Annotated in this window: 19 protein-coding genes; 5 read left to right on the top strand and 14 right to left on the bottom strand. The window is 69.1% G+C overall.

The features are described from left to right. Nucleotides 1-192 precede the first annotated feature (192 nt). The 10 genes from DFP85_RS16730 to radC all read right to left on the bottom strand — a co-directional run bounded on the left by DFP85_RS16730 (nucleotide 193) and on the right by radC (nucleotide 9,920). Nucleotides 193-1,872, bottom strand: coding sequence for an NAD-dependent malic enzyme (locus tag DFP85_RS16730; RefSeq protein WP_133637563.1), 1,680 nt, complete (start codon nucleotides 1,870-1,872; stop codon nucleotides 193-195). Nucleotides 1,873-2,009: 137 nt separating this feature from the next. Further along, nucleotides 2,010-3,218, bottom strand: a complete 1,209-nt coding sequence (locus DFP85_RS16725) for a YeeE/YedE family protein (RefSeq protein WP_133637562.1) — start codon at nucleotides 3,216-3,218, stop codon at nucleotides 2,010-2,012. A gap of 183 nt (nucleotides 3,219-3,401) precedes the next feature. Beyond that, on the bottom strand, nucleotides 3,402-4,427 hold the full coding sequence (gene trpS, locus DFP85_RS16720; protein WP_133637561.1) for a tryptophan--tRNA ligase: 1,026 nt from the start codon (nucleotides 4,425-4,427) through the stop codon (nucleotides 3,402-3,404). A gap of 263 nt (nucleotides 4,428-4,690) precedes the next feature. After that, nucleotides 4,691-5,806, bottom strand: coding sequence for an alanine dehydrogenase (gene ald, locus DFP85_RS16715; RefSeq protein ID WP_133637560.1), 1,116 nt, complete (start codon nucleotides 5,804-5,806; stop codon nucleotides 4,691-4,693). A 227-nt stretch (nucleotides 5,807-6,033) separates the two neighbouring features. After that, nucleotides 6,034-6,354 carry a putative signal transducing protein gene (locus tag DFP85_RS16710; protein ID WP_133637559.1) on the bottom strand — a complete coding sequence of 107 codons (321 nt, stop codon included), beginning with the start codon at nucleotides 6,352-6,354 and terminating at the stop codon, nucleotides 6,034-6,036. A 6-nt stretch (nucleotides 6,355-6,360) separates the two neighbouring features. Continuing rightward, on the bottom strand, nucleotides 6,361-7,557 hold the full coding sequence (locus DFP85_RS16705) for a class I SAM-dependent rRNA methyltransferase (RefSeq protein ID WP_133637558.1): 1,197 nt from the start codon (nucleotides 7,555-7,557) through the stop codon (nucleotides 6,361-6,363). 50 nt (nucleotides 7,558-7,607) lie between these two features. Next, nucleotides 7,608-8,432, bottom strand: a complete 825-nt coding sequence (gene mutM / locus DFP85_RS16700; protein WP_133637557.1) for a bifunctional DNA-formamidopyrimidine glycosylase/DNA-(apurinic or apyrimidinic site) lyase — start codon at nucleotides 8,430-8,432, stop codon at nucleotides 7,608-7,610. A gap of 93 nt (nucleotides 8,433-8,525) precedes the next feature. Beyond that, a complete protein-coding gene (gene rpmG, locus DFP85_RS16695; protein WP_071944136.1) occupies nucleotides 8,526-8,681 on the bottom strand; it encodes a 50S ribosomal protein L33 in 156 nt (51 codons plus the stop codon). A gap of 26 nt (nucleotides 8,682-8,707) precedes the next feature. Next, nucleotides 8,708-8,944 carry a 50S ribosomal protein L28 gene (gene rpmB, locus DFP85_RS16690; RefSeq protein WP_040184989.1) on the bottom strand — a complete coding sequence of 79 codons (237 nt, stop codon included), beginning with the start codon at nucleotides 8,942-8,944 and terminating at the stop codon, nucleotides 8,708-8,710. A 301-nt stretch (nucleotides 8,945-9,245) separates the two neighbouring features. Next, entirely contained in the window at nucleotides 9,246-9,920 is a 675-nt protein-coding gene (gene radC, locus DFP85_RS16685; protein WP_133637556.1) for a RadC family protein, read from the bottom strand. 118 nt (nucleotides 9,921-10,038) lie between these two features. Between radC and coaBC the strand changes: the two genes are divergently transcribed. Genes coaBC through slmA form a run of 5 tightly spaced genes read left to right on the top strand, consistent with a single transcriptional unit; the run spans nucleotide 10,039 to nucleotide 14,890 of the window. Next, nucleotides 10,039-11,340: a bifunctional phosphopantothenoylcysteine decarboxylase/phosphopantothenate--cysteine ligase CoaBC gene (gene coaBC / locus DFP85_RS16680; RefSeq protein WP_133637555.1), complete on the top strand. Its 1,302-nt coding sequence runs from the start codon at nucleotides 10,039-10,041 to the stop codon at nucleotides 11,338-11,340. A 23-nt stretch (nucleotides 11,341-11,363) separates the two neighbouring features. After that, the gene (gene dut / locus DFP85_RS16675) at nucleotides 11,364-11,831 is read left to right on the top strand and encodes a dUTP diphosphatase (RefSeq protein WP_133637554.1); all 468 of its coding nucleotides are present in this window, start codon (nucleotides 11,364-11,366) and stop codon (nucleotides 11,829-11,831) included. A 50-nt stretch (nucleotides 11,832-11,881) separates the two neighbouring features. Beyond that, nucleotides 11,882-13,279 (top strand): phosphomannomutase/phosphoglucomutase, encoded by a 1,398-nt coding sequence (locus DFP85_RS16670; RefSeq protein WP_133637553.1) that lies wholly within the window; start codon nucleotides 11,882-11,884, stop codon nucleotides 13,277-13,279. Nucleotides 13,280-13,319: 40 nt separating this feature from the next. After that, nucleotides 13,320-14,237 carry an acetylglutamate kinase gene (gene argB, locus DFP85_RS16665; RefSeq protein ID WP_133637552.1) on the top strand — a complete coding sequence of 306 codons (918 nt, stop codon included), beginning with the start codon at nucleotides 13,320-13,322 and terminating at the stop codon, nucleotides 14,235-14,237. A 41-nt stretch (nucleotides 14,238-14,278) separates the two neighbouring features. Further along, nucleotides 14,279-14,890, top strand: a complete 612-nt coding sequence (slmA, locus tag DFP85_RS16660; RefSeq protein WP_133637551.1) for a nucleoid occlusion factor SlmA — start codon at nucleotides 14,279-14,281, stop codon at nucleotides 14,888-14,890. A gap of 152 nt (nucleotides 14,891-15,042) precedes the next feature. Here slmA and rpoH read toward each other — a convergent pair whose 3' ends face one another. The 4 genes from rpoH to ftsY all read right to left on the bottom strand — a co-directional run bounded on the left by rpoH (nucleotide 15,043) and on the right by ftsY (nucleotide 19,007). After that, nucleotides 15,043-15,909, bottom strand: a complete 867-nt coding sequence (gene rpoH, locus DFP85_RS16655) for an RNA polymerase sigma factor RpoH (RefSeq protein WP_133637550.1) — start codon at nucleotides 15,907-15,909, stop codon at nucleotides 15,043-15,045. 118 nt (nucleotides 15,910-16,027) lie between these two features. After that, nucleotides 16,028-17,002 carry a permease-like cell division protein FtsX gene (gene ftsX / locus DFP85_RS16650; protein ID WP_133637549.1) on the bottom strand — a complete coding sequence of 325 codons (975 nt, stop codon included), beginning with the start codon at nucleotides 17,000-17,002 and terminating at the stop codon, nucleotides 16,028-16,030. Then, complete coding sequence (ftsE, locus tag DFP85_RS16645) at nucleotides 16,999-17,667, bottom strand: cell division ATP-binding protein FtsE (RefSeq protein ID WP_133637548.1); 669 nt, start codon at nucleotides 17,665-17,667, stop codon at nucleotides 16,999-17,001. Before ftsE ends, ftsX begins: the two co-directional genes overlap by 4 nt. After that, nucleotides 17,664-19,007, bottom strand: coding sequence for a signal recognition particle-docking protein FtsY (ftsY, locus tag DFP85_RS16640; protein WP_133637547.1), 1,344 nt, complete (start codon nucleotides 19,005-19,007; stop codon nucleotides 17,664-17,666). The genes ftsE and ftsY overlap by 4 nt, the downstream gene beginning before the upstream one ends. Between the last annotated feature and the right edge of the window lie 3 nt (nucleotides 19,008-19,010).

Below are 19,010 nucleotides of genomic sequence, written 5' to 3'. Positions count from 1 at the left end.
AAGCTCGAGGCGCTGTGCCGCATCGATACCGCCAACGAGCTGGAGTACTACCGCCACGGCGGCATCCTCCACTACGTGCTGCGCAAGATGATCGGGTCGGCATGATGATGACGGCATAAGCCACACCGTCATCGCCATAACGAAAGGCCCTGCCGGGAAACCGGCAGGGCCTTTGTCGTTCCAGGCGACGCCTCAGAAGGAGCGGCGGCGATAGCGCCGGTACACCGGCGTCCAGCTGCTGCGCTCGATGGCCTCCCGGAGCTTGATGCCGTTGGTCTTCAGCGCCACTCCTTCGCCCTGGGCCTGGGCGGCCACGTCGAAGGCGATCACCTTGGAGAGCTCGCGGATCTTGGAGAGCGCCGGCAGCAGGGCCCCCTCTCCTTGCTTGACCAGCGGCGCCTCGCGGGCCAGCGCCCGGGACGACGCCATCAGCATGGCGTCGGTGACGCGCCTTGCCCCGGCGGCCACCACACCCAGGCCGATCCCCGGGAAGATGTAGGCGTTGTTGCACTGGGCGATGGGGATACGGCGGCCACCGTACTCCACCGGCGGAAAGGGACTCCCGGTCGCCACCAGGGCCTGGCCATCGGTCCAGCGGATCACGTCCTCGGGCACCGCCTCGGCGCGGGAAGTGGGGTTGGAGAGCGGCATGATCAGCGGCATCTCGCAGCCGGCGTGCATGGCACGCACCACCTCCTCGGTGAAGATGCCCGGCATGCCGCAGACCCCGATCAGCACCGTGGGCTCGATGCGTCGCACCACCTCGAGAAGCGACTGGCCGTCCCAGCCGGCCACCATCCCGGGGTCGTGGGCCAACCGGCCCTGGAAATCGCGCAGCCAGGCCTGCTCGGAGGTGACCAGCCCCTCGCGGTCGATCATGTAGATGCGCGAGCGCGCCTCCCGCTCGGTCAGGCCCTCGGCCTGCATGGCCACCACCACCTGCTCGGCGATGCCGCAGCCGGCGGAGCCCGCACCGACGAACACCACCTTCTGCTGGCCGATGCCCTCGTCGCGGGCCTGGCAGGCCGCCATCAGGGTGCCCACCACCACCGAGGCGGTCCCCTGGACATCGTCGTTGAAGCAGCAGAGCTCGTCGCGATAGCGGTCGAGCAGCGGCAGGGCATTGGCCTGGGCGAAGTCCTCGAACTGCAGCAGCACCCCCGGCCAGCGGCGCTTCACTGCGGCGATGAATTCCGCCATGAAGGCATCGTACTCTTCCTGGGAGATGCGCCGGTGGCGCCAGCCCATGTACATGGGGTCGTCGAGCAGCGCCTGGTTGTTGGTGCCCACGTCGAGCATGATCGGCTGGGTGTAGGCCGGGCTGATGCCGCCGCACGCCGTGTAGAGCGCCAGCTTGCCGATGGGGATGCCCATGCCGCCGATGCCCTGGTCACCGAGCCCGAGGATGCGTTCGCCGTCGGTGACCACGATCACCTTGACCTTGTCCTTGGTGGAGCTGCGCAGGATGTCATCCATGCGGTCGCGGTCCGGGTAGGCGATGAACAGCCCGCGGTGGTTGCGGTAGATGTTGGAGAACTCCTCGCACGCCTTGCCGACCGTGGGAGTGTAGATGATCGGCAGCATCTCCTCGAGGTGCTCCGAGACCAGCCGGTAGTAGAGGGTCTCGTTGTCGTCCTGGATGGCGCGCAGGTAGATGTGCTTGTCCAGGTCGCTCCGGCACTGCCGGTACTGGCGATAGGCCCGTTCCGCCTGCTCCTCGATGGTCTCCACATTCTGCGGCAGCAGGCCGATCAGGTTGAACTCCAGGCGCTCCTCGCGGGTGAAGGCGCTGCCCTTGTTGAGCAGCGGCATCTCGAGCAGCGGCGGGCCGGCATAGGGGATGTAGAGGGGACGCTTTTGGTCGATGGTCATCTCTCGCCTCGATACGGTGACTGGAACGGGCCGTTGGCACTCTGTCGGCACCTTGCCGCCAACTCTAGCACGCTGCAAACGACAGCGCCCCGGCCTGGGGCCGGGGCGCCGTGATGCGAGGCAGGCGGGGTCGCGGCTCAGCACCCCTTTGCCGCGGGCAACCGGCCCGCCTCGCCCTCGAAGAAGAAGGGACGCAGTCTGACCCCGAGCATGTTGCCGGCGAAGGCGGCCACCAGCCACACCCAGCCATGCAGGCTGCCGGAGGCGATACCGCTGAAGTAGGCGCCGATGTTGCAGCCGAAGGCCAGGCGGGCCCCGTAGCCGAGCAGCAGGCCGCCGATCACCGCCGCCAGCACGGAGCGTGCCGGGATACGGAAGTTGGGCGCGAACTTGCCCGCCAGCGACGCCGCCACCAGTGCCCCGAGCAGGATGCCGATGTTCATCACGCTGGTGATGTCGCGCCAGATGGTGGCCTCCAGGGCAGCCGCATTCCACGAGGACTGCCAGTAGCCCCACTGGCTGACGTCGCCGCCGAGGGCCTCGAAGCCCTTGGCGCCCCACAGCGCGAAGGCGGAGGTGATCCCCCAGGGACGACCGGCCAGCGCCAGGGTGGCGAAGTTGAGAAGCGCCAGGGCCACGGCCCCGGCCAGCAGCGGCCAGGGGCCGGTGAGCCAGCGACGGTTGCCGGTATCGATCGCCGGGGCCCGCTCCAGCTGGCCGTGGCGACGCCTCTCCATCACCAGGGTGAAGGCGGCAATGGCGGCGAAGAGCGCCAGGCTGATGGCGATCCCGCCCCCGGTGCCGGCGGTCTTGACCAGCGACACCGGCTGGAAGGCGGGCAGGCCCTGCCACCAGGTGAAGTGGGCGGTGCCGATCACCGACCCGACCACGAAGAACAGCAGGGTGATCAGCATGCGGGCATTGCCGCCGCCGGCGGTGAACAGGGTGCCGGAGGCGCAGCCGCCGCCGAGCTGCATGCCGATGCCGAACAGGAAGGCGCCGACCACCACCGAGATGCCGATGGGGGCCACGAAACCGTACACCGACTGGCCAAAGAGGCTGCCCGCCCCCAGTGCCGGGAAGAACAGCAGCACGGCGAGAGTCAGCATCACCATCTGGGCGCGCAGGCCGCGGCCGCGCCGCTCGGTGATGAAGACCCGCCAGGCGGCGGTGAAGCCGAAGGCGGCATGGTAGAGCACCATGCCCAGCAGTCCGCCCACCACCATCAGCACGCCGAGGCGCACACCGAAGGCGGCGCCCACGGCCAGGGCACCCAGCAGCAGGGCGCCAGCCGCCACGGCGGAGACGGAGAGTCGGGGACGTTGGGTCAGGGCGAGTTCACTCATGGCGTGTTCTCTCGAGGTCGTCGGGGGCGGGGAGCCCGGATGACCGGCCATGGTAACGACCCCCGGCGCGCACGTAAAAGCATTTAAACAAAACGATCAATAACCTGAAGGCATAAAAACCTCCTCCCCCAACGACAACGGGCACCCGAGGGTGCCCGCATCATCGCCATGGCGCAGCCGAGCTCAGACGAAGCGCCCGAGCCCCACCGCCTGGCGCAGGCGGTCCATCAAGGGCGCCGCCTCGGCACGGGCCCGCTCGGCCCCCTTGATCAGCACCTGCTCGATGTGGGCGGGGTCCTCCATCAGCGCCTGGTAGCGCTCGCGGGGTTCGCGCAGCTGCTCGTTGAGCAGCTCGAAGACGCGGTTCTTGGCCTCGCCCCAGCCGATGCCATTGGCGTACTCGGTGCGCATGGCCTCGGTCTCGTCGGCCGTGGCGAAGGCAGAAAAGATCTGGAACAGGGTACAGCTCGAGGGATCCTTGGGCTCGCCGGGCTCCAGGGAGTTGGTCTTGATCTTGCGGACCAGCTTCAGCAGCTTCTTCTCGGAGACGAACAGCGGGATGGTGTTGTTGTAGCTCTTGGACATCTTGCGGCCATCCAGGCCACCCAGCACCTCCACCCTCTCGTCCACCACGGCATCGGGCAGGGTGAAGTACTGCCCCTTGTAGAGGTGGTTGAAGCGTCCGGCGATGTCACGGGCCATCTCGATGTGCTGGATCTGGTCACGCCCCACCGGCACCTTGTTGGCATTGAACATCAGGATGTCGGCGGCCATCAGCACCGGGTAGCCGAACAGCCCCATGGTGATGCCCTTGTCCGGGTCCTGGTTGCCGGCGGCCTCGTTCTCGGCCACCGCCGCCTTGTAGGCGTGGGCACGGTTCATCAGCCCCTTGGCGCAGACGCAGGAGAGCATCCAGGTCAGCTCCGGGATCTCCGGCACGTCCGACTGGCGATAGAAGATGGCGTTGTCGGTATCCAGGCCCAGCGCCAGCCAGGTGGCCGCGATCTCCAGCCGCGACTCCTGCACCCGGCGCGGGTCCTGGCACTTGATCAGCGCATGCAGGTCGGCGAGGAAATAGTAGGACTGGACGCTCGGGTCCTGGCTCGCGGCGATGGCGGGCTTGATCGCCCCCACGTAGTTGCCCAGGTGGGGGGTGCCGGTGGTGGTGATGCCGGTGAGAACGCGGGTCTTCTCGGAAGCTGCACTCATGGGGAAAGCGGACTCTGCTGTTCGGAAATGGCCGCTATGGTAACGCGAGGCCCCGATCAAGGCGACCGGGGCCCACTCCAAGGCGGTCGCGGTCGGCTCCGCTGCGATAGCGAAAGGCGCCGGGGACAGGTCGAAGAGGGGGTCCTATGCCAGGGATGGCATCGGTAGCGCCCAGGGAAGGGTTCACAGCGCCCCCTCGAAGGCCTGTCACCGGTGAAGCCTTGAGCGGTGTTGCCGTCGGCGATCGCCCTAGGCCCGCTCCCTCACCCCAGCAGGCTGGCGGGATCGACGCTCTCCAGGCCGAAGGCGTCCGCCACCGCCTGGTAGGTCACCCGGCCGTCGTGGACGTTAAGACCCGGCAGGAAATGCGGGTCATCGGCCAGGGCCTGCTGCCAGCCCTTGTCGGCCAGCGCCGTGACGAAGGGCATGGTGGCGTTGGTCAGCGCCTGGGTGGAGGTGCGCGCCACGGCGCCGGGCATGTTGGCCACGCAGTAGTGAACGACCCCGTCGACGATGTAGGTCGGGCCGGTATGGGTGGTGGCCCGACTGGTCTCGAAGCAGCCGCCCTGGTCGATGGCCACGTCCACCAGCACGCTGCCGGGCTTCATCTCGGCGAGCATCTCGCGGGTGATCAGCTTGGGGGCGGCGGCCCCGGGGATCAGCACGGCACCCACGATCAGGTCGCACTCGCACACCGCCTCATCGATGGCGTCGGCGGTGGAGAAGACGGTCTTCATGCGGCCCTGGTAGCGGTCGTCCAGGGTCTCCAGGCGCGGGATCGACTTGTCGAGCACCGTGACCTCGGCACCGAGGCCCAGCGCCATGCGGGCGGCATTCTCGCCCACCACGCCGCCGCCGATCACCGCGACCCTGGCCGGTGCCACGCCGGGCACCCCGGGGAGCAGCACGCCGGCACCGCCCTGGGCCTTCTCCAGGCTATGGGCGCCGGCCTGGATGGCCATGCGCCCTGCCACGGTGCTCATCGGCGCGAGCAGCGGCAGGCCGCCCTGGCGGTCGGTGATGGTCTCGTAGGCGATGCAGGTGGCGCCGCTCGCCATCAGGCCGCGGGTCAGCGACTCCTCGGCGGCCAGGTGCAGGTAGGTGAAGAGGGTCTGGCCGGCCTTGAGGCGCGCGACCTCCTCGGCCTGCGGCTCCTTGACCTTGAGGATCAGCTCGGCGCCCTCCCAGACCCTGGCCACGTCGGCCTCGAGGCGCGCCCCGGCGGCCTCATAGGCGGCGTCCGCGAAGCCGGCACCCTCGCCGGCACCGGCCTGCACCGTGACCGTATGGCCGCGACCGACCAGCTCCCGGGCGCCGGTGGGCGTGAGGGCGACACGGTACTCGTGGTTCTTGATCTCCTTGGGCACGGCGATCTGCATGGCGTTCTCCTGGGCTGTTGTTGGGTGGCTTTCCTCCCCATTACAGCACAGGCAGTCCATACACGAAGAGTCCACGCAGAAGAACGGAAAATATCGACACGAGAGGACTTTCTGACCGGAATTTCTTCTTCCTGTTACCACCACTGCAGGAAACCCTGCCAGGAACCCGAGGCGGCTGGCCGGACGGCGCTCTCGCCAGGGAAGAAACCGCCAGGCCCGGGGCTGTCTCAGGGTTCTCGAGGGGTGCCACAGTTCCAGCAGGTGTCGAAGGCGCCCTCGAGGCGCTCCCCGCAACGCGGGCAAGTCCATGCCGGGCGGTCACTCCGGCCTTCCAGGGCCTGGCGGATCAGGACCTCGGCCCGCGGGAGGTTGTGGGGCGCCACCCACACCTCCGGCTCGCACTCCCCCAGCGGCAGCTCACCGGCACCACCGCCCAGGGTCAGGTTGCGCAGCTCCGCGGGAATGCCGGCCGCGGTCAGCACGTTGTGCACGTGGCTGACCAGCAGCGCATTGGAGTGGGCGAAGGCGCGAACGTAGCGAGGGAGCACCGCGCGCTAGTCCCGGAAGACGCGCACGCCCAGGGCCTTGAGGTAGGAGGTCTCGGGAATCGCCGGATGGACGGGATGGTCCGGCCCCTGATGGCCCTGGAAGAGGATCTGGCCCTGGCGGTCCTGGTGGCGCACTGCCCCGCGCACCACGTCGACCAGGCGCTCCGGGGCCAGGTGCATGGAGCACGACGCCGAGAGCAGCAGGCCGTCGCGCCCGAGCAGGCGCATCGCCTCGCGGTTGAGCTTGCCGTAGGCGCGCTCGCCGTTGGGGATGTCCTTGCGCTTGCGGATGAAGGCGGGCGGGTCGAGGATCACCACGTCGAACTCCTCGCCCTCGGCCTTGAGGGCCGCCAGCACCTCGAAGGCATCGCCCTCGCCCACCGCCACCTGCTCGTGCAGGCCGTTCAGGGCGGCGTTCTCGGCGACCCGCTCCAGTGCCGGACCGGAGGCATCCACGCAGAGCACCTCGCGAGCGCCGCTGGCCGCGGCCTGGACGCCCCAGCCCCCCACATAGCTGAACAGGTCCAGCACCCGCTTGCCGGCCACCAGGCCATTGAGCCAGGCACGATTGACCCGGTGATCGAAGAACCAGCCGGTCTTCTGGCCATCGAGGACCGGGGCGACAAATCGCACGCCGTTCTCCTCCAGCAGCACCCGGTCGGGCAGTTCTCCCTTCACGACCTCGACACCGGCCTCGAGGCCCTCCTGGCGGCGACCGCTGGTGTCGTTGCGCAGCACCACCGACGAGGGCGCCAGCACCTTGTCCAGGGCGTCGAGGAGCTCGGGCAGCACCGCCTGCATGCCGGCGGTATTGAGCTGCACGACCAGCACGTCACCGAAGCGGTCGATCACCAGCCCCGGCAGCAGGTCACCCTCGCCATGCACCAGGCGATAGAAGGGCTTGTCGAAGAGGCGCTGGCGCAGCGCCAGTGCCTGGTTGAGACGGTGGACCAGCAGCGAGCGGTCGAGCCCCTGGACCGGGTCGCGGGAGACCATCCGCGCGCAGATCAGCGAGTGCGGATTGACGTAGGCCACGCCCATGGCCTTGCCGTTGGCGGCCTCGACCACCACCTGCGCCCCGGCCTCGATCTCCTTGATCGGCGTGGTCTGGGTGTCGATCTCGTTGGAGTAGAGCCACAGGTGGCCGGCCTTGAGCCGGCGGTCGGCGTTCTTCTTCAGGCGCAGTGAGCGAAGTGCGGTCATGGAACTGTCTCGTGAAGGGGTGGAGGGGCGTCGGCGAGGCCGCGCCGCCATCAGGTCTGGCAGTGGCCGCAGAACACGCTGGCCCGCTGGCCCAGGGTCACCAGGCGCAGCTCGGCACCACAGCGCCGGCAGGGCTGGCCGTCGCGCCCGTAGACATTGAGGCGCTGCTTGAAGTAGCCCGGCTCCCCGGTGCCGCCGACGAAGTCGCGCAGGGTGGTGCCGCCCTGGGTGATGGCGGCGGCCAGCACCTCGCGCACCGCCGCCGCGAGCCGATCATAGCGCTCCCGGGAGATACGCCCGGCGGCGCGACGCGGGTCGATGCCGGCCAGGAACAGCGCCTCGGCGGCATAGATGTTACCCACGCCCACCACCACGGCGTTGTCCATCAGGAAGGGCTTCACCGCCAGGCGGCGGCCGCGGGAGCGCGCGAAGAGGCGTTCACCGTCGAAGGCCTCGGAGAGCGGCTCCGGCCCCAGCCGGGCCAGGCGCGCATCCTGCTCCGTGCTGCCGGCCAGCCAGTCGACGAAGCCGAAGCGGCGCGGGTCGTGATAGCGCAGGATGGCGCCATCGTCGAGCACCAGGTCGAGATGGTCGTGCTTCTTCGGCAGCTCGCCCAGGCGGGCGATGCGCAGGCTCCCGGACATCCCCAGGTGCCAGAGCAGGGTCCCCGGCGCCTCGCCCTCGAGCGGCACCAGCAAGTACTTGGCGCGCCGGGCGAGATCACCGATGCGCGCCCCGACCAGCCGCTCGACGAGGTCCGCCGGCACCGGCACGCGCAGACGGGCCTGGCGCACGATCACCTCGGTGATCTCGCGACCCTCCACATGGGGGGCGATGCCGCGGCGGGTGGTCTCGACTTCGGGCAGCTCGGGCATGGTCTCGTCCGGAGGGCGGTGATACGCAAGAACCCGACCATCGGGCCGGGTTCAGGCTGACAGGCTCCTGCCTGCGGCGGAAGCGACCAAGGCTTACTTGATCTTGCCTTCCTTGTACATCACGTGCTTGCGGATGGTCGGATCAAACATCTTCTTCTCGAGCTTGTCCGGGGTGTTCCGCTTGTTCTTGTCGGTGGTGTAGAAGTGGCCGGTACCGGCACTGGAAATCATTCTGATCTTGTCACGCATGACGGTTCTCTCTCCTGATGGATCGCTTAGACGGCTTCGCCGCGCTTGCGAATGTCGCCGAGCACCGCCTCGATGCCCTTCTTGTCGATGATGCGCATGCCCTTGGAGGAGACGCGCAGCTTGACGAAGCGCTTCTCGGACTCCACCCAGAAACGGTGGGAATGCAGATTCGGCACGAAACGACGGCGCGTCTTGCGCTGGGAGTGTGAAACGTTGTTACCAGTCACCGGGCGCTTGCCGGTAACCTGACATACTTTGGACATGAGAGCCTCCAACCGCTTGGCCAGGTGTTCAGACCTGAGTGTTCAAAACCTGTCGGGCAAACCGGGACGACCCCGTTGTCATTTGACCCAAGGGAATTCAAAGGCTGCACTTTATACCAGAGACCGCCACGTTCGGCAAGCGACGCGGCGATGATCCGATGAGGGCGTGGCATGGCCCCGCGGCACCGGCGGGTGGCGCGGCAGGCGGCGATGACAGGCAAGGGGCCCGTACCAAGGGGCCCAGCGCAGCCGGTGCGGCATTATAGCCGGCCAGGCGCGGTTTTCCTATCCATCGCGGCCCTTACAGCCATCCTCGCTCCGCGAAGGAGACCACCTCCCCGTCGCCCACCACGAAGTGGTCCAGCACGCGCACCTCGAAGAGCCCCAGCGCCTCGCGCAGGCGCTCGGTGATGCGCCGGTCGGCGTCACTGGGCTCGGCCACGCCGGAGGGGTGATTGTGGGCGAAGATGATGGCGCCGGCACCCAGCTCCAGGGCACGGCGGGCCACCTCGCGGGGATAGACCGAGGCGCTGTCCAGGGTGCCGCGGAACAGCGACTCGTAGCGGATCACGCGGTGCTGGCTGTCGAGGAAGAGCGCGGCGAACTCCTCGTGGCCGAGATGGCGCAGCCGGGCGGCAAGGTAGGCGCGCACCAGCGACGGCGAGGTGAGCGCATCGCCCCGGTCCAGCTGGCTGGCGAGGTGCCGCCGCGACAGCTCCAGGGTGGCCTGGAGCTGGACATACTTGGCCATGCCCATGCCACGCTCGGCGCAGAAGCGAGCCTGGTCGGCCTCCAGCAGCTGGCGAAGCCCGCCGAAGGCGGACAGCAGGTCCCGGGCCAGGTCCACCGCCGAGCGACCCTCCACGCCGACGCGCAGGAAGATCGCCAGCAGCTCGGCATCGGAAAGCGCCTCCACTCCCAGCGCCAGCAGTTTCTCCCGGGGGCGCTCCCCCTCCGGCCAGTCCCGAATCGACATCCCTGTCTCCCTGCCCCATGCCCCATGCCCTTGGCTGTCAGTGTAGACGGCCCGGCGGCTACGCAAGGTCGGGCACCGGTGGTAAGGTAGGCGACCGGATTCACGCTCGGATACCGCCATGTCGACACTCCCCCGCCGACGCGTGCTGCTCGGCATCAGCGCCGGCATCGCCGCCTACAAGAGCGCCCAGCTCGCCCGCCTGCTGACCCAGGCGGGCTGCGAGGTGCGCGTGGTGATGACCGAGGGCGCCCAGGCCTTCATCACGCCACTGACGCTGCAAGCCCTGACGGGAGAGGCCGTGCGCACCTCGCTGCTCGACCCCGAGGCCGAGGCCGGCATGGGGCATATCGAGCTGGCCCGCTGGGCCGACACCATCCTGATCGCCCCGGCCACCGCCGACCTGATGGCGCGCCTCGCCCAGGGCCTGGCGGATGACCTGCTCACCACCCTGTGCCTGGCGAGCGAGGCCGCGAAGGTGATGGCCCCGGCCATGAACCAGGCCATGTGGCGCCACCCGGCCACCCAGCGCAACGCGCGCCGGCTGGCCGGGGACGGCTGGCAGCTGCTGGGGCCTGACAGCGGCGACCAGGCCTGCGGCGACGTGGGGCCGGGGCGCATGCTGGAGCCCGAGGCGATCGTGGCGGCGTTGCTTTCCACAGCGCCCGAGGCCGCGCCAGCCATGGCGCCCGAGGCCACGCCCTCCTCCGTGACGCCCGATGACGCAGCCGCCGAGTCGCACGAGGCCGACGGCCTGACCATCACCATCACCGCCGGGCCGACCCGGGAGCCGCTGGACCCGGTGCGCTACCTCTCCAACCACAGCTCCGGCAAGATGGGCTTCGCCCTGGCCGCCGCCGCCGCCTCGCTGGGCGCCCGGGTGCGGCTGATCAGTGGCCCGGTCGGCCTGCCGACGCCGGAGGGCGTCGAGCGCACCGACGTGGAGACCGCCCAGGAGATGCACGAGGCCGCCCAGCGGCTGGCCATCGACAGCGATATCTTCATCGGCTGCGCCGCCGTGGCCGACTACCGGGCCGAGGCGGCCGCCGAGCACAAGATCAAGAAGGTCGAGGGCGAGGCGGGGCTCACCCTGCACCTGGTGAAGAACCCCGACATCATCGCCGCTGTCGCCGCCCTCCCCGCGTCGCAGCGTCCGCTGGTGGTGGGCTTCGCCGCCGAGACCCGCGACCTGGAGGCCTATGCCCGGGACAAGCTGACCCGCAAGGGGCTGGACATGATTGTCGCCAATGATGTCGGCCAGGCCGGACTCGGCTTCGGCAGCGACGACAACGCCGCCCTGCTGCTGTGGCGGGATGGCGACAGGGAAGGCAGCGAGAACCTCGTCCCCCAGCCCAAGGCGCAACTCGCCCTGGCGGTGGTGCGCCGCGCCCTGGCCTGCCTGTCGCCCCGCTCCGCCCCCTGACACCTACACCCCGAGGACCCCCGATGCCCACCCTTCCCGATCGCCCGCGCCTCGCCGTCCAGCTGCTCGACGAGCGCCTGCGTGATCATCTGCCTCACTACGCCACCGAAGGCTCCGCCGGCATGGACCTGCGCGCCCTGCTCGACGCCCCCCTGACCCTGGCGCCGGGGCAATGCGAGCTGGTGCGCACCGGGCTTGCCATCCACATCGCCGACCCGGCCCTCGCCGGGATGATCCTGCCCCGCTCGGGACTGGGCCACAAGCACGGCATCGTGCTCGGCAACCTGGTGGGACTGATCGATTCCGACTACCAGGGCGAGCTGCTGATCTCCACATGGAACCGTGGCGAGGCGCCCTTCACCATCGAGCCCTTCGAGAGGCTGGCACAGTATGTGCTTGTTCCCGTGGTGCATGCCGACCTCGAGATCGTCGAGGCCTTCGATACCAGCCGCCGGGGCACCGGCGGCTTCGGCAGCTCCGGTCGTCACTGACGCCCGCCGACGGCACACAGCCACTCGATACGCCATACAGGACGGACCCCATGACCCAAGAAGCGATCCAGGCAGTTCCCGCCTCCATCTTCCGCGCTTACGACATCCGCGGCATCGTCGACGACACCCTCACCGAGACGGGTGTCCAGCAGATCGGCCGCGCCATCGGCAGCGAGGCCCGGTCCCGCGGCGAGTCCACCGTGGTCGTCGCCCGTGACGGTCGCCTCTCCGGCCCCCGCCTGCTGGCCGCCCTGACCCGCGGCCTGGTGTCGTCGGGTTGCGACGTCGTCGACATCGGCATGGTGCCCACCCCGGTGCTCTACTTCGCCACCCACGTGCTCGAGGGCACGGCCTCGGGCGTGATGGTCACCGGCAGCCACAACCCGCCGGACTACAACGGCTTCAAGATCGTGCTCGGCGGCGAGACGCTCTCCGGCGATGCCATCACCGCGCTGCACACCCGCCTGGCCGACGGCGAGCTCAGCGAGGGCCAGGGCAGCGTGCGCCAGGAGGACGTGCGTGACGCCTACCTGGCGCGCATCCTCGGCGACATCACCCTCGCCCGGCCGATCAAGGCGGTGGTCGACTGCGGCAACGGCGTGGCCGGCGAACTGGGCCCCGCGCTGGTGGAGCGCCTCGGCGCCGAGACCGTCCCGCTGTTCGCCGAGATCGACGGCACCTTCCCGAACCACCACCCGGACCCGGGCAAGCCCGAGAATCTTCAGGACCTGATCCGTACCGTCCAGGAGACCGGCGCGGACATCGGCCTGGCCTTCGACGGCGACGGCGACCGCCTCGGCGTGATCACCCCGAGCGGCAAGCTGATCTATCCCGATCACCTGCTGATGGCCTTCGCCGAGGACATGCTGTCGCGCAATCGCGACGCCCGCGTGATCTTCGACGTCAAGTGCACCGGCAACCTGACCCGGGTGATCGAGGAGGCCGGCGGGACGCCGGAGATGTGGCGCACCGGGCACTCGCTGATCAAGGCGCGCATGAAGGAGACCGGCGCCCTGCTGGCCGGCGAGATGAGCGGCCATATCTTCTTCCAGGAGCGCTGGTACGGCTTCGACGACGGCCTCTACGCCGCCGCCCGCCTGCTGGAGATCCTGTCGAAGCAGGCCGACGATGCCGATACCTTCTTCGCCCGCTACCCCCAGGACGTCGGCACCCCGGAGATCAACATCACGGTCACCGACGAGACCAAGTTCGCGCTGGTGGACCGGCTGGCCCGGGAGGGCGACTTCGGCGAGGAGGGCGTCAAGACGACCCTGGATGGCATCCGCGTCGACTACCCGGACGGCTGGGGCCTGTGCCGCGCCTCCAACACCACACCGGTGCTGGTGCTGCGCTTCGAGGGCAAGGACGACGCCGCCCTGGCCCGCATCCGCGGCCGCTTCGCCGACGCCCTCACCCAGGTGTCACCCGACCTCGAGCTGCCCCTCTGAGGGGCGGTTCGCCGCATAGACAGGAGAGGGAACCCTACCGATGACCGAACAGACCCGCGACCCGCGCCTGGTGGTGGAGGTGCTCTCCGAGGCACTGCCCTACATCCAGCGCTTCTCCGGCAAGACCGTGGTGGTGAAGTACGGCGGCAACGCCATGACCGAGGACACCCTGATCGACTCCTTCGCCCGCGACATGGTGCTGATGAAGGAGGTCGGCATCAATCCGGTGGTGGTGCATGGCGGGGGGCCGCAGATCGGCGAGTTGCTGGAGAAGCTCAGCATCGAGTCGCGGTTCGTCAACGGCATGCGGGTGACCGACGCCGAGACCATGGACGTGGTGGAGATGGTGCTGGGCGGCCTGGTCAACAAGGGCATCGTCAACCTGATCAACCAGTGCGGCGGCAAGGCCATCGGCCTGACCGGCAAGGACGGCGCGCAGATCCGCGCCCGGCAGCTCAAGGTGGAACACCAGAGCCCGGAGATGACCGCGCCGGAGATCATCGACATCGGCCACGTGGGGGAGGTGGAGCACATCTCCACCGACCTCATCGAGATGCTCGCCGCCCGCGACTTCATCCCGGTGATCGCCCCCATCGGCGTGGACGCGAAGGGCCGCAGCTACAACATCAACGCCGACCTGGTGGCCGGCAAGGTGGCCGAGGCCCTGGATGCCGAGAAGCTGATGCTGTTGACCAACGTCGCCGGCCTGATGAACGCCGAGGGCGAGGTGCTCACCGGACTGACCACCGCCCAGGTGGATGCCCTGATCGCCGACGGCACCATCCATGGCGGCATGCTGCCGAAGATCCGCTGCGCCCTGGACGCCGTGAAGGGCGGCGTCGCGAGCGCCCATATCATCGATGGCCGGGTGCCCCATGCCACCCTGCTGGAGATCTTCACCAATGCCGGGGTGGGCACCCTGATCACCGACATTCCCCAGGACCCGAATGCCGGCTGAGCCCCCGGCCCGATCCACCGAACCGACAAGAACATAACGACATGACGCAGGAAACACCAACCCCCAGTCGCCGCGAGCAGATTCTGCAGGGCCTGGCGCTGATGCTGGAGGAGGACAGCGGCAAGCGCATCACCGTGGCCGCCCTGGCCCGCCAGGTCGGCGTCTCGGAGGCCGCGCTCTATCGCCACTTCCCCAGCAAGGCACGGATGTTCGAGGGGCTGATCGCCTTCATCGAGGAGTCCCTCTTCGAGCGCATCGGCCGCATCCTCGAGGAGGTGCCGGAGGCGGTGCCGCGCTGCGGCCAGATCCTCACCCTGGTGCTGGCCTTCGCCGAGAAGAACCCCGGCCTCTCCCGCCTGCTGGGCGGCGACGCCCTGACCGGCGAGACGGCACGGCTGCGCCTTCGCATCCACCAGCTCTTCGAGCGCCTCGAGACCCAGCTCAAGCAGGTGCTGCGCGAGGCGGAGCTGCGCGAAGGGCGGCGCCCCTCGCTGCCGGTCTCGGCGGCCGCCAACCTGCTGCTGGCCCACCTCGAGGGGCAGATCTCGCGCTACGTGCGCAGCGACTTCCGCCACCGTCCCACCGAGCACTGGGATGACCAGTGGGTACTGCTCTCGGCCCAGCTGCTGCGCGAGAGCCCGCAGACGGCGTAACAGGGGCTAGGAGCAAGGAGCAAGGAGCAAGGAGCAAGTCAGGCAAGCCTGAACCAAAAAGAGCAAGCCAAGGGGTTACCTTGCAGCTTGCTCCTTGTCACTTCATGGTGGGCTCAGCCGCCCACGCCAGACACCTGGCGCCGTGCCGTGGATCATGCCACCAGGGCGTCACCGATCTGCAGGCGGATCTTCTTCATGGCGTTCTTCTCGAGCTGGCGGATGCGCTCGGCGGAGACGCCGTAGACGTCGGCCAGCTCGTGCAGGGTGGCCTTGTCATCCCCCAGCCAGCGACGCTGCAGGATGTCCCGGGAGCGTTCATCGAGGGCCTCCAGGGCCTGCTGCAGGCGATGGGTGGCATCCTGCTCCCAGTCGCTGTCCTCGAGCTGGGTGGCCGGGTCGGCGCTGGCATCATCGAGGAAGTGCACCGGCGCCTGGTAGCCGGATTCGTCGTCCTCCCCCGGTGAGGCATCGAAGCCCGCGTCGTGGGCCGACAGGCGCCCTTCCATCTCGCGCACCACCTCGGGCTTGACGTCGAGGTCCTTGGCGATGGCCTCGACCTCGTCGCTGTTCAGCCACGCCAGGCGCTTCTTGGCACCCCGCAGGTTGAAGAACAGCTTACGCTGCGCCTTGGTGGTCGCGATCTTGACGATGCGCCAGTTGCGCAGCACGAACTCGTGGATCTCGGCCTTGATCCAGTGCACGGCGAAGGAGACAAGCCGCACGCCCTGGTTGGGGTCGAAGCGCTTGACGGCCTTCATCAGGCCGACGTTGCCTTCCTGGATGAGGTCGGCCTGGGGCAGGCCGTAGCCGGAGTAGCTGCGGGCGATATAGACGACGAAACGCAGATGCGAGAGCACCAGGCGGCGCGCCGCCTCCAGGTCGCCCTCGTCGTGCAGGCGGAAGGCCAGCTCGCGCTCCTCGTCGACGGTCAGCATGGGGATGCCGTTGACCGCCTGGATGTAACCGTTCAGGTCATGACCCGGGGAGAGTTGACCCACCGGCAGAAGACTGGTGCTCATGTGCAGGTTGTCTCCTTCGAAACCCATAAGGCTGTGCATGGTTGCCGCATGTGACGGTAAAGACCGACGAAAGTTCCGGCTGATGCCCGATATCCCGTGGATTCGACCAGCGCTCGCCTCAGCGAGGCCGGATCTCCGCCAGGTGCCGATTCACGGCGATCCAGGCACCCAGCCAGCCAAGCAGTGTACTACAGGCAAGCAAAATTGTAGACCCTTCGGGGCCCAGTCGCGGCAGGTGGAAGCTGGCCCCGTAGCTCGCCGCCAGGGCCGAGACCGGCGCCGAGAGCCAGTCGCTGCCCAGGGTCAGCAGGCCCCAGGCCAGCAGGCCGCCGCCCAGCCCGAACCAGGCCCCGCTGTAGAGGAAGGGGCGACGCACGAAGGCATGGGTGGCGCCGATCAGGGTCACCACTTCGATCTCCTGGCGGCGATTCTCCACGGCAAGCCGGATGGTGTTGCCCACCACCAGCAGCACGCCCAGCCCGAACAGCACGCCCAGTGCCAGGGTGACCCGCTGGCCCAGCTCGGCGAGGTGGCGCAGGCGCTCGAGCCAGGCGAGGTCCAGGCGCACCTCGTCGACCCCGGGGACGGCCTCCAGGGCCTCGGCGAGCCGTCGCACCGCTTCCGGATCGGGGTCCGCGGGGCGCACCACCACGCTGGCCGGCAGGGGATTGCCCTCGAGCCGGGCCAGGGCATCGCGCAGCCCCAGCGCCTGCTGGAACTCGGCCATGCCCTCGGCGGCGGAGATCAGTCGGGTGCCGGCCACCCCCGCCTGGGCGGCCAGCGCCTCCTCGATACGCCCGGCCTCACCCTCCCCGACCCCGGTGGCCAGGTAGGCGGTGAGGGTCGCGCTCTCTTCCAGTTCGGCGTCGAGCAGGCGGGCGCTGTCCAGGGTCAACCAGAGCCCCGCGGGCAGCACCAGGGCAATGGCGATGGCCAGCATGGTCAGCAGACTGCCCAGTGGCCGACGCAGCAGGCGGCGCGCACTGTCGAGGGCCATGGCGCGATGGTGACGCGCCCAGGCCCGCCAGCGGACGCCGCCTGCCGAGCGGTGGGTGCGCGCGCCACGGGGTGAGGGAGCAGCTTCGCGGCTCATGCGACCTCCTCGTCGGCCACCAGGCGCCCCTCGTGGAGCCGCAGGGTGCGGTGACGCAGACGGGCGATCAGCGCCAGGTCATGGCTGGCGACCATCACCGTGGTGCCGATGCGGTTGAAGTCCTCGAACAGCCTCATGATGTCGGCGGAGAGCTGGGGGTCGAGGTTGCCGGTGGGCTCGTCGGCGAGCAGCAGCGCCGGCTTGTTGACCACCGCCCGGGCGATGCCGACCCGCTGCTGCTCGCCGCCGGAGAGCTCGATGGGCAGTGCGGCTTCGCGGTGCAACAGCCCCACCTTGTCCAGCGCCGCCCTCACCCGCCGCGCGGCCTCGCGGTGCTCGACCCCCTGGATCTGCAGCGGCAGGGCCACGTTGTGATAGATGGAGCGGTCGAAGAGCAGCTGGTGGTCCTGGAAGACCACGCCGATCTGGCGACGGTAGAAGGGGATCTGGCTGTGGTGCAGGCGGTCGATGTCATGGCCCGCCACCCGCACCTTGCCGCGACTGGGCCGTTCGAGGCGCATGATCAGGCGCAGCAGCGAGCTCTTGCCCGCGCCGGAATGGCCGGTCAGGAAGACCATCTCGCCGCGATGCACGCGGAAATCGATATTGGCGAGCGCCTCGAAGCGCCCTCCGTAGCGCTTGCCGACGTGCTCGAAGGCGATCATGACTCGGGCGACACCGGCTCGCGGTCGAACAGGGCATCAACGAACTCGCTCGCCGCAAAGGGGCGCAGGTCATCCAGCGACTCGCCGACACCGATGAAGCGGATCGGCGTGCCAAGCTGGCGCGCCAGGGCGAAGATGATGCCGCCCTTGGCGGTGCCGTCGAGCTTGGTCAGGGTGATGCCGGTGACCGGCACCGCCTCGTTGAAGGTCGAGGCCTGGGCGAGGGCGTTCTGGCCGGTCCCGGCATCGAGCACCAGCATCACCTCATGGGGGGCGCTGGCGTCCACCTTGCCCATCACCCGACGGACCTTCTTGAGCTCCTCCATCAGGTGGGCCTTGTTGTGCAGGCGGCCGGCGGTGTCGGCGATCAGCACGTCGACGCCCCGCGCCTTGGCGGCCGACACGGCATCGAAGATCACCGAGGCGCTGTCGGCGCCGGTGTGCTGGGCGATCACCGGCACGTCGTTGCGCTCGCCCCACACCTTGAGCTGCTCCACCGCCGCCGCCCGGAAGGTGTCGCCGGCGGCCAGCATCACGCTGCGCCCCTCGCGCTGGAAGCGCTGGGTCAGCTTGCCGATGGTGGTGGTCTTGCCCACGCCGTTGACCCCCACCACCAGGATCACGAAGGGGCCTTCACCCTTCGGCGGCAGCGTCAGCGGCCGGGTGACCGGCTCGAGCATCGCCGCGAGCTCCTCCTGCAGGGCCCGGTAGAGCGCCTGGGGCTCCTTGAGCTCCTTGCGCGAGACCCGGTCGGTGAGTCGGTCGATGATCTCGGTGGTGGCCTCGATGCCCACGTCCGCCATCAGCAGCTGGGTCTCGAGCTCCTCCATGAGATCGTCGTCGATCTGCTTGCGGCCCATTAAGAGGTCGGCCAGGCCGTCGGTGAGATTGGCGCGCGTCTTGCCGAGCCCGGCGCGGATGCGGGCGAACCAGCCCTTCTTCTCGGCGACCGGCTTCTCCTGCAGGGCCGCTTTGGGCTGAGCCGACGCGGGCTCGGATTCGGGTAATGGCTGGGCCTCGGGCGCAGGCTCCGCCTTGGGGTCGGGCTCAGGCTCGGGTTCGAATTCAGCCTGGGGTTCGGGTTCAGGCTCGGGTTCAGCCTGGGGGTCAGATCTTGCCTGGGGGGTAACCGCGGGCTCGGGCCTGGGTTCCGGCTCGGGCGCCTCCGCCGGCTGGCCGCCGGAGACCGCCTCGTCGCCCTCCTCGGTGGCCTCCTCCGCCTGGGAGGCGGTCTCGGTGACGTCGTCTGCCGCCTGCTCGTCCGACCGGCGCTCGGCCTCCTGTTCCGGTGTCGTCTGCTGCCCTTCCTGCTTCTTCTTGCGCTTGAAAATACCGAACATGGG

The organism is Halomonas ventosae (assembly GCF_004363555.1).
GTDB lineage: Bacteria > Pseudomonadota > Gammaproteobacteria > Pseudomonadales > Halomonadaceae > Halomonas > Halomonas ventosae.
The sequence above is the reverse complement of the archived record's forward strand: the minus strand, read 5'-3'. Positions and strand labels throughout refer to the sequence as shown.

Coding starts and splice junctions, on each gene's coding strand:
- DFP85_RS16730 (WP_133637563.1), bottom strand. CDS start 1,872: ATGACCATCGACCAAAAGCGTCCCCTCTACATCCCCTATGCCGGCCCG.
- DFP85_RS16705 (WP_133637558.1), bottom strand. CDS start 7,557: ATGACCGCACTTCGCTCACTGCGCCTGAAGAAGAACGCCGACCGCCGG.
- rpmB (WP_040184989.1), bottom strand. CDS start 8,944: ATGTCCAAAGTATGTCAGGTTACCGGCAAGCGCCCGGTGACTGGTAAC.
- rpoH (WP_133637550.1), bottom strand. CDS start 15,909: ATGAGCACCAGTCTTCTGCCGGTGGGTCAACTCTCCCCGGGTCATGAC.
- rpmG (WP_071944136.1), bottom strand. CDS start 8,681: ATGCGTGACAAGATCAGAATGATTTCCAGTGCCGGTACCGGCCACTTC.
- mutM (WP_133637557.1), bottom strand. CDS start 8,432: ATGCCCGAGCTGCCCGAAGTCGAGACCACCCGCCGCGGCATCGCCCCC.
- radC (WP_133637556.1), bottom strand. CDS start 9,920: ATGTCGATTCGGGACTGGCCGGAGGGGGAGCGCCCCCGGGAGAAACTG.
- trpS (WP_133637561.1), bottom strand. CDS start 4,427: ATGAGTGCAGCTTCCGAGAAGACCCGCGTTCTCACCGGCATCACCACC.
- DFP85_RS16670 (WP_133637553.1), top strand. CDS start 11,882: ATGACCCAAGAAGCGATCCAGGCAGTTCCCGCCTCCATCTTCCGCGCT.
- slmA (WP_133637551.1), top strand. CDS start 14,279: ATGACGCAGGAAACACCAACCCCCAGTCGCCGCGAGCAGATTCTGCAG.
- DFP85_RS16725 (WP_133637562.1), bottom strand. CDS start 3,218: ATGAGTGAACTCGCCCTGACCCAACGTCCCCGACTCTCCGTCTCCGCC.
- coaBC (WP_133637555.1), top strand. CDS start 10,039: ATGTCGACACTCCCCCGCCGACGCGTGCTGCTCGGCATCAGCGCCGGC.
- dut (WP_133637554.1), top strand. CDS start 11,364: ATGCCCACCCTTCCCGATCGCCCGCGCCTCGCCGTCCAGCTGCTCGAC.
- ftsX (WP_133637549.1), bottom strand. CDS start 17,002: ATGAGCCGCGAAGCTGCTCCCTCACCCCGTGGCGCGCGCACCCACCGC.
- argB (WP_133637552.1), top strand. CDS start 13,320: ATGACCGAACAGACCCGCGACCCGCGCCTGGTGGTGGAGGTGCTCTCC.
- ald (WP_133637560.1), bottom strand. CDS start 5,806: ATGCAGATCGCCGTGCCCAAGGAGATCAAGAACCACGAGTACCGTGTC.
- ftsE (WP_133637548.1), bottom strand. CDS start 17,667: ATGATCGCCTTCGAGCACGTCGGCAAGCGCTACGGAGGGCGCTTCGAG.
- ftsY (WP_133637547.1), bottom strand. CDS start 19,007: ATGTTCGGTATTTTCAAGCGCAAGAAGAAGCAGGAAGGGCAGCAGACG.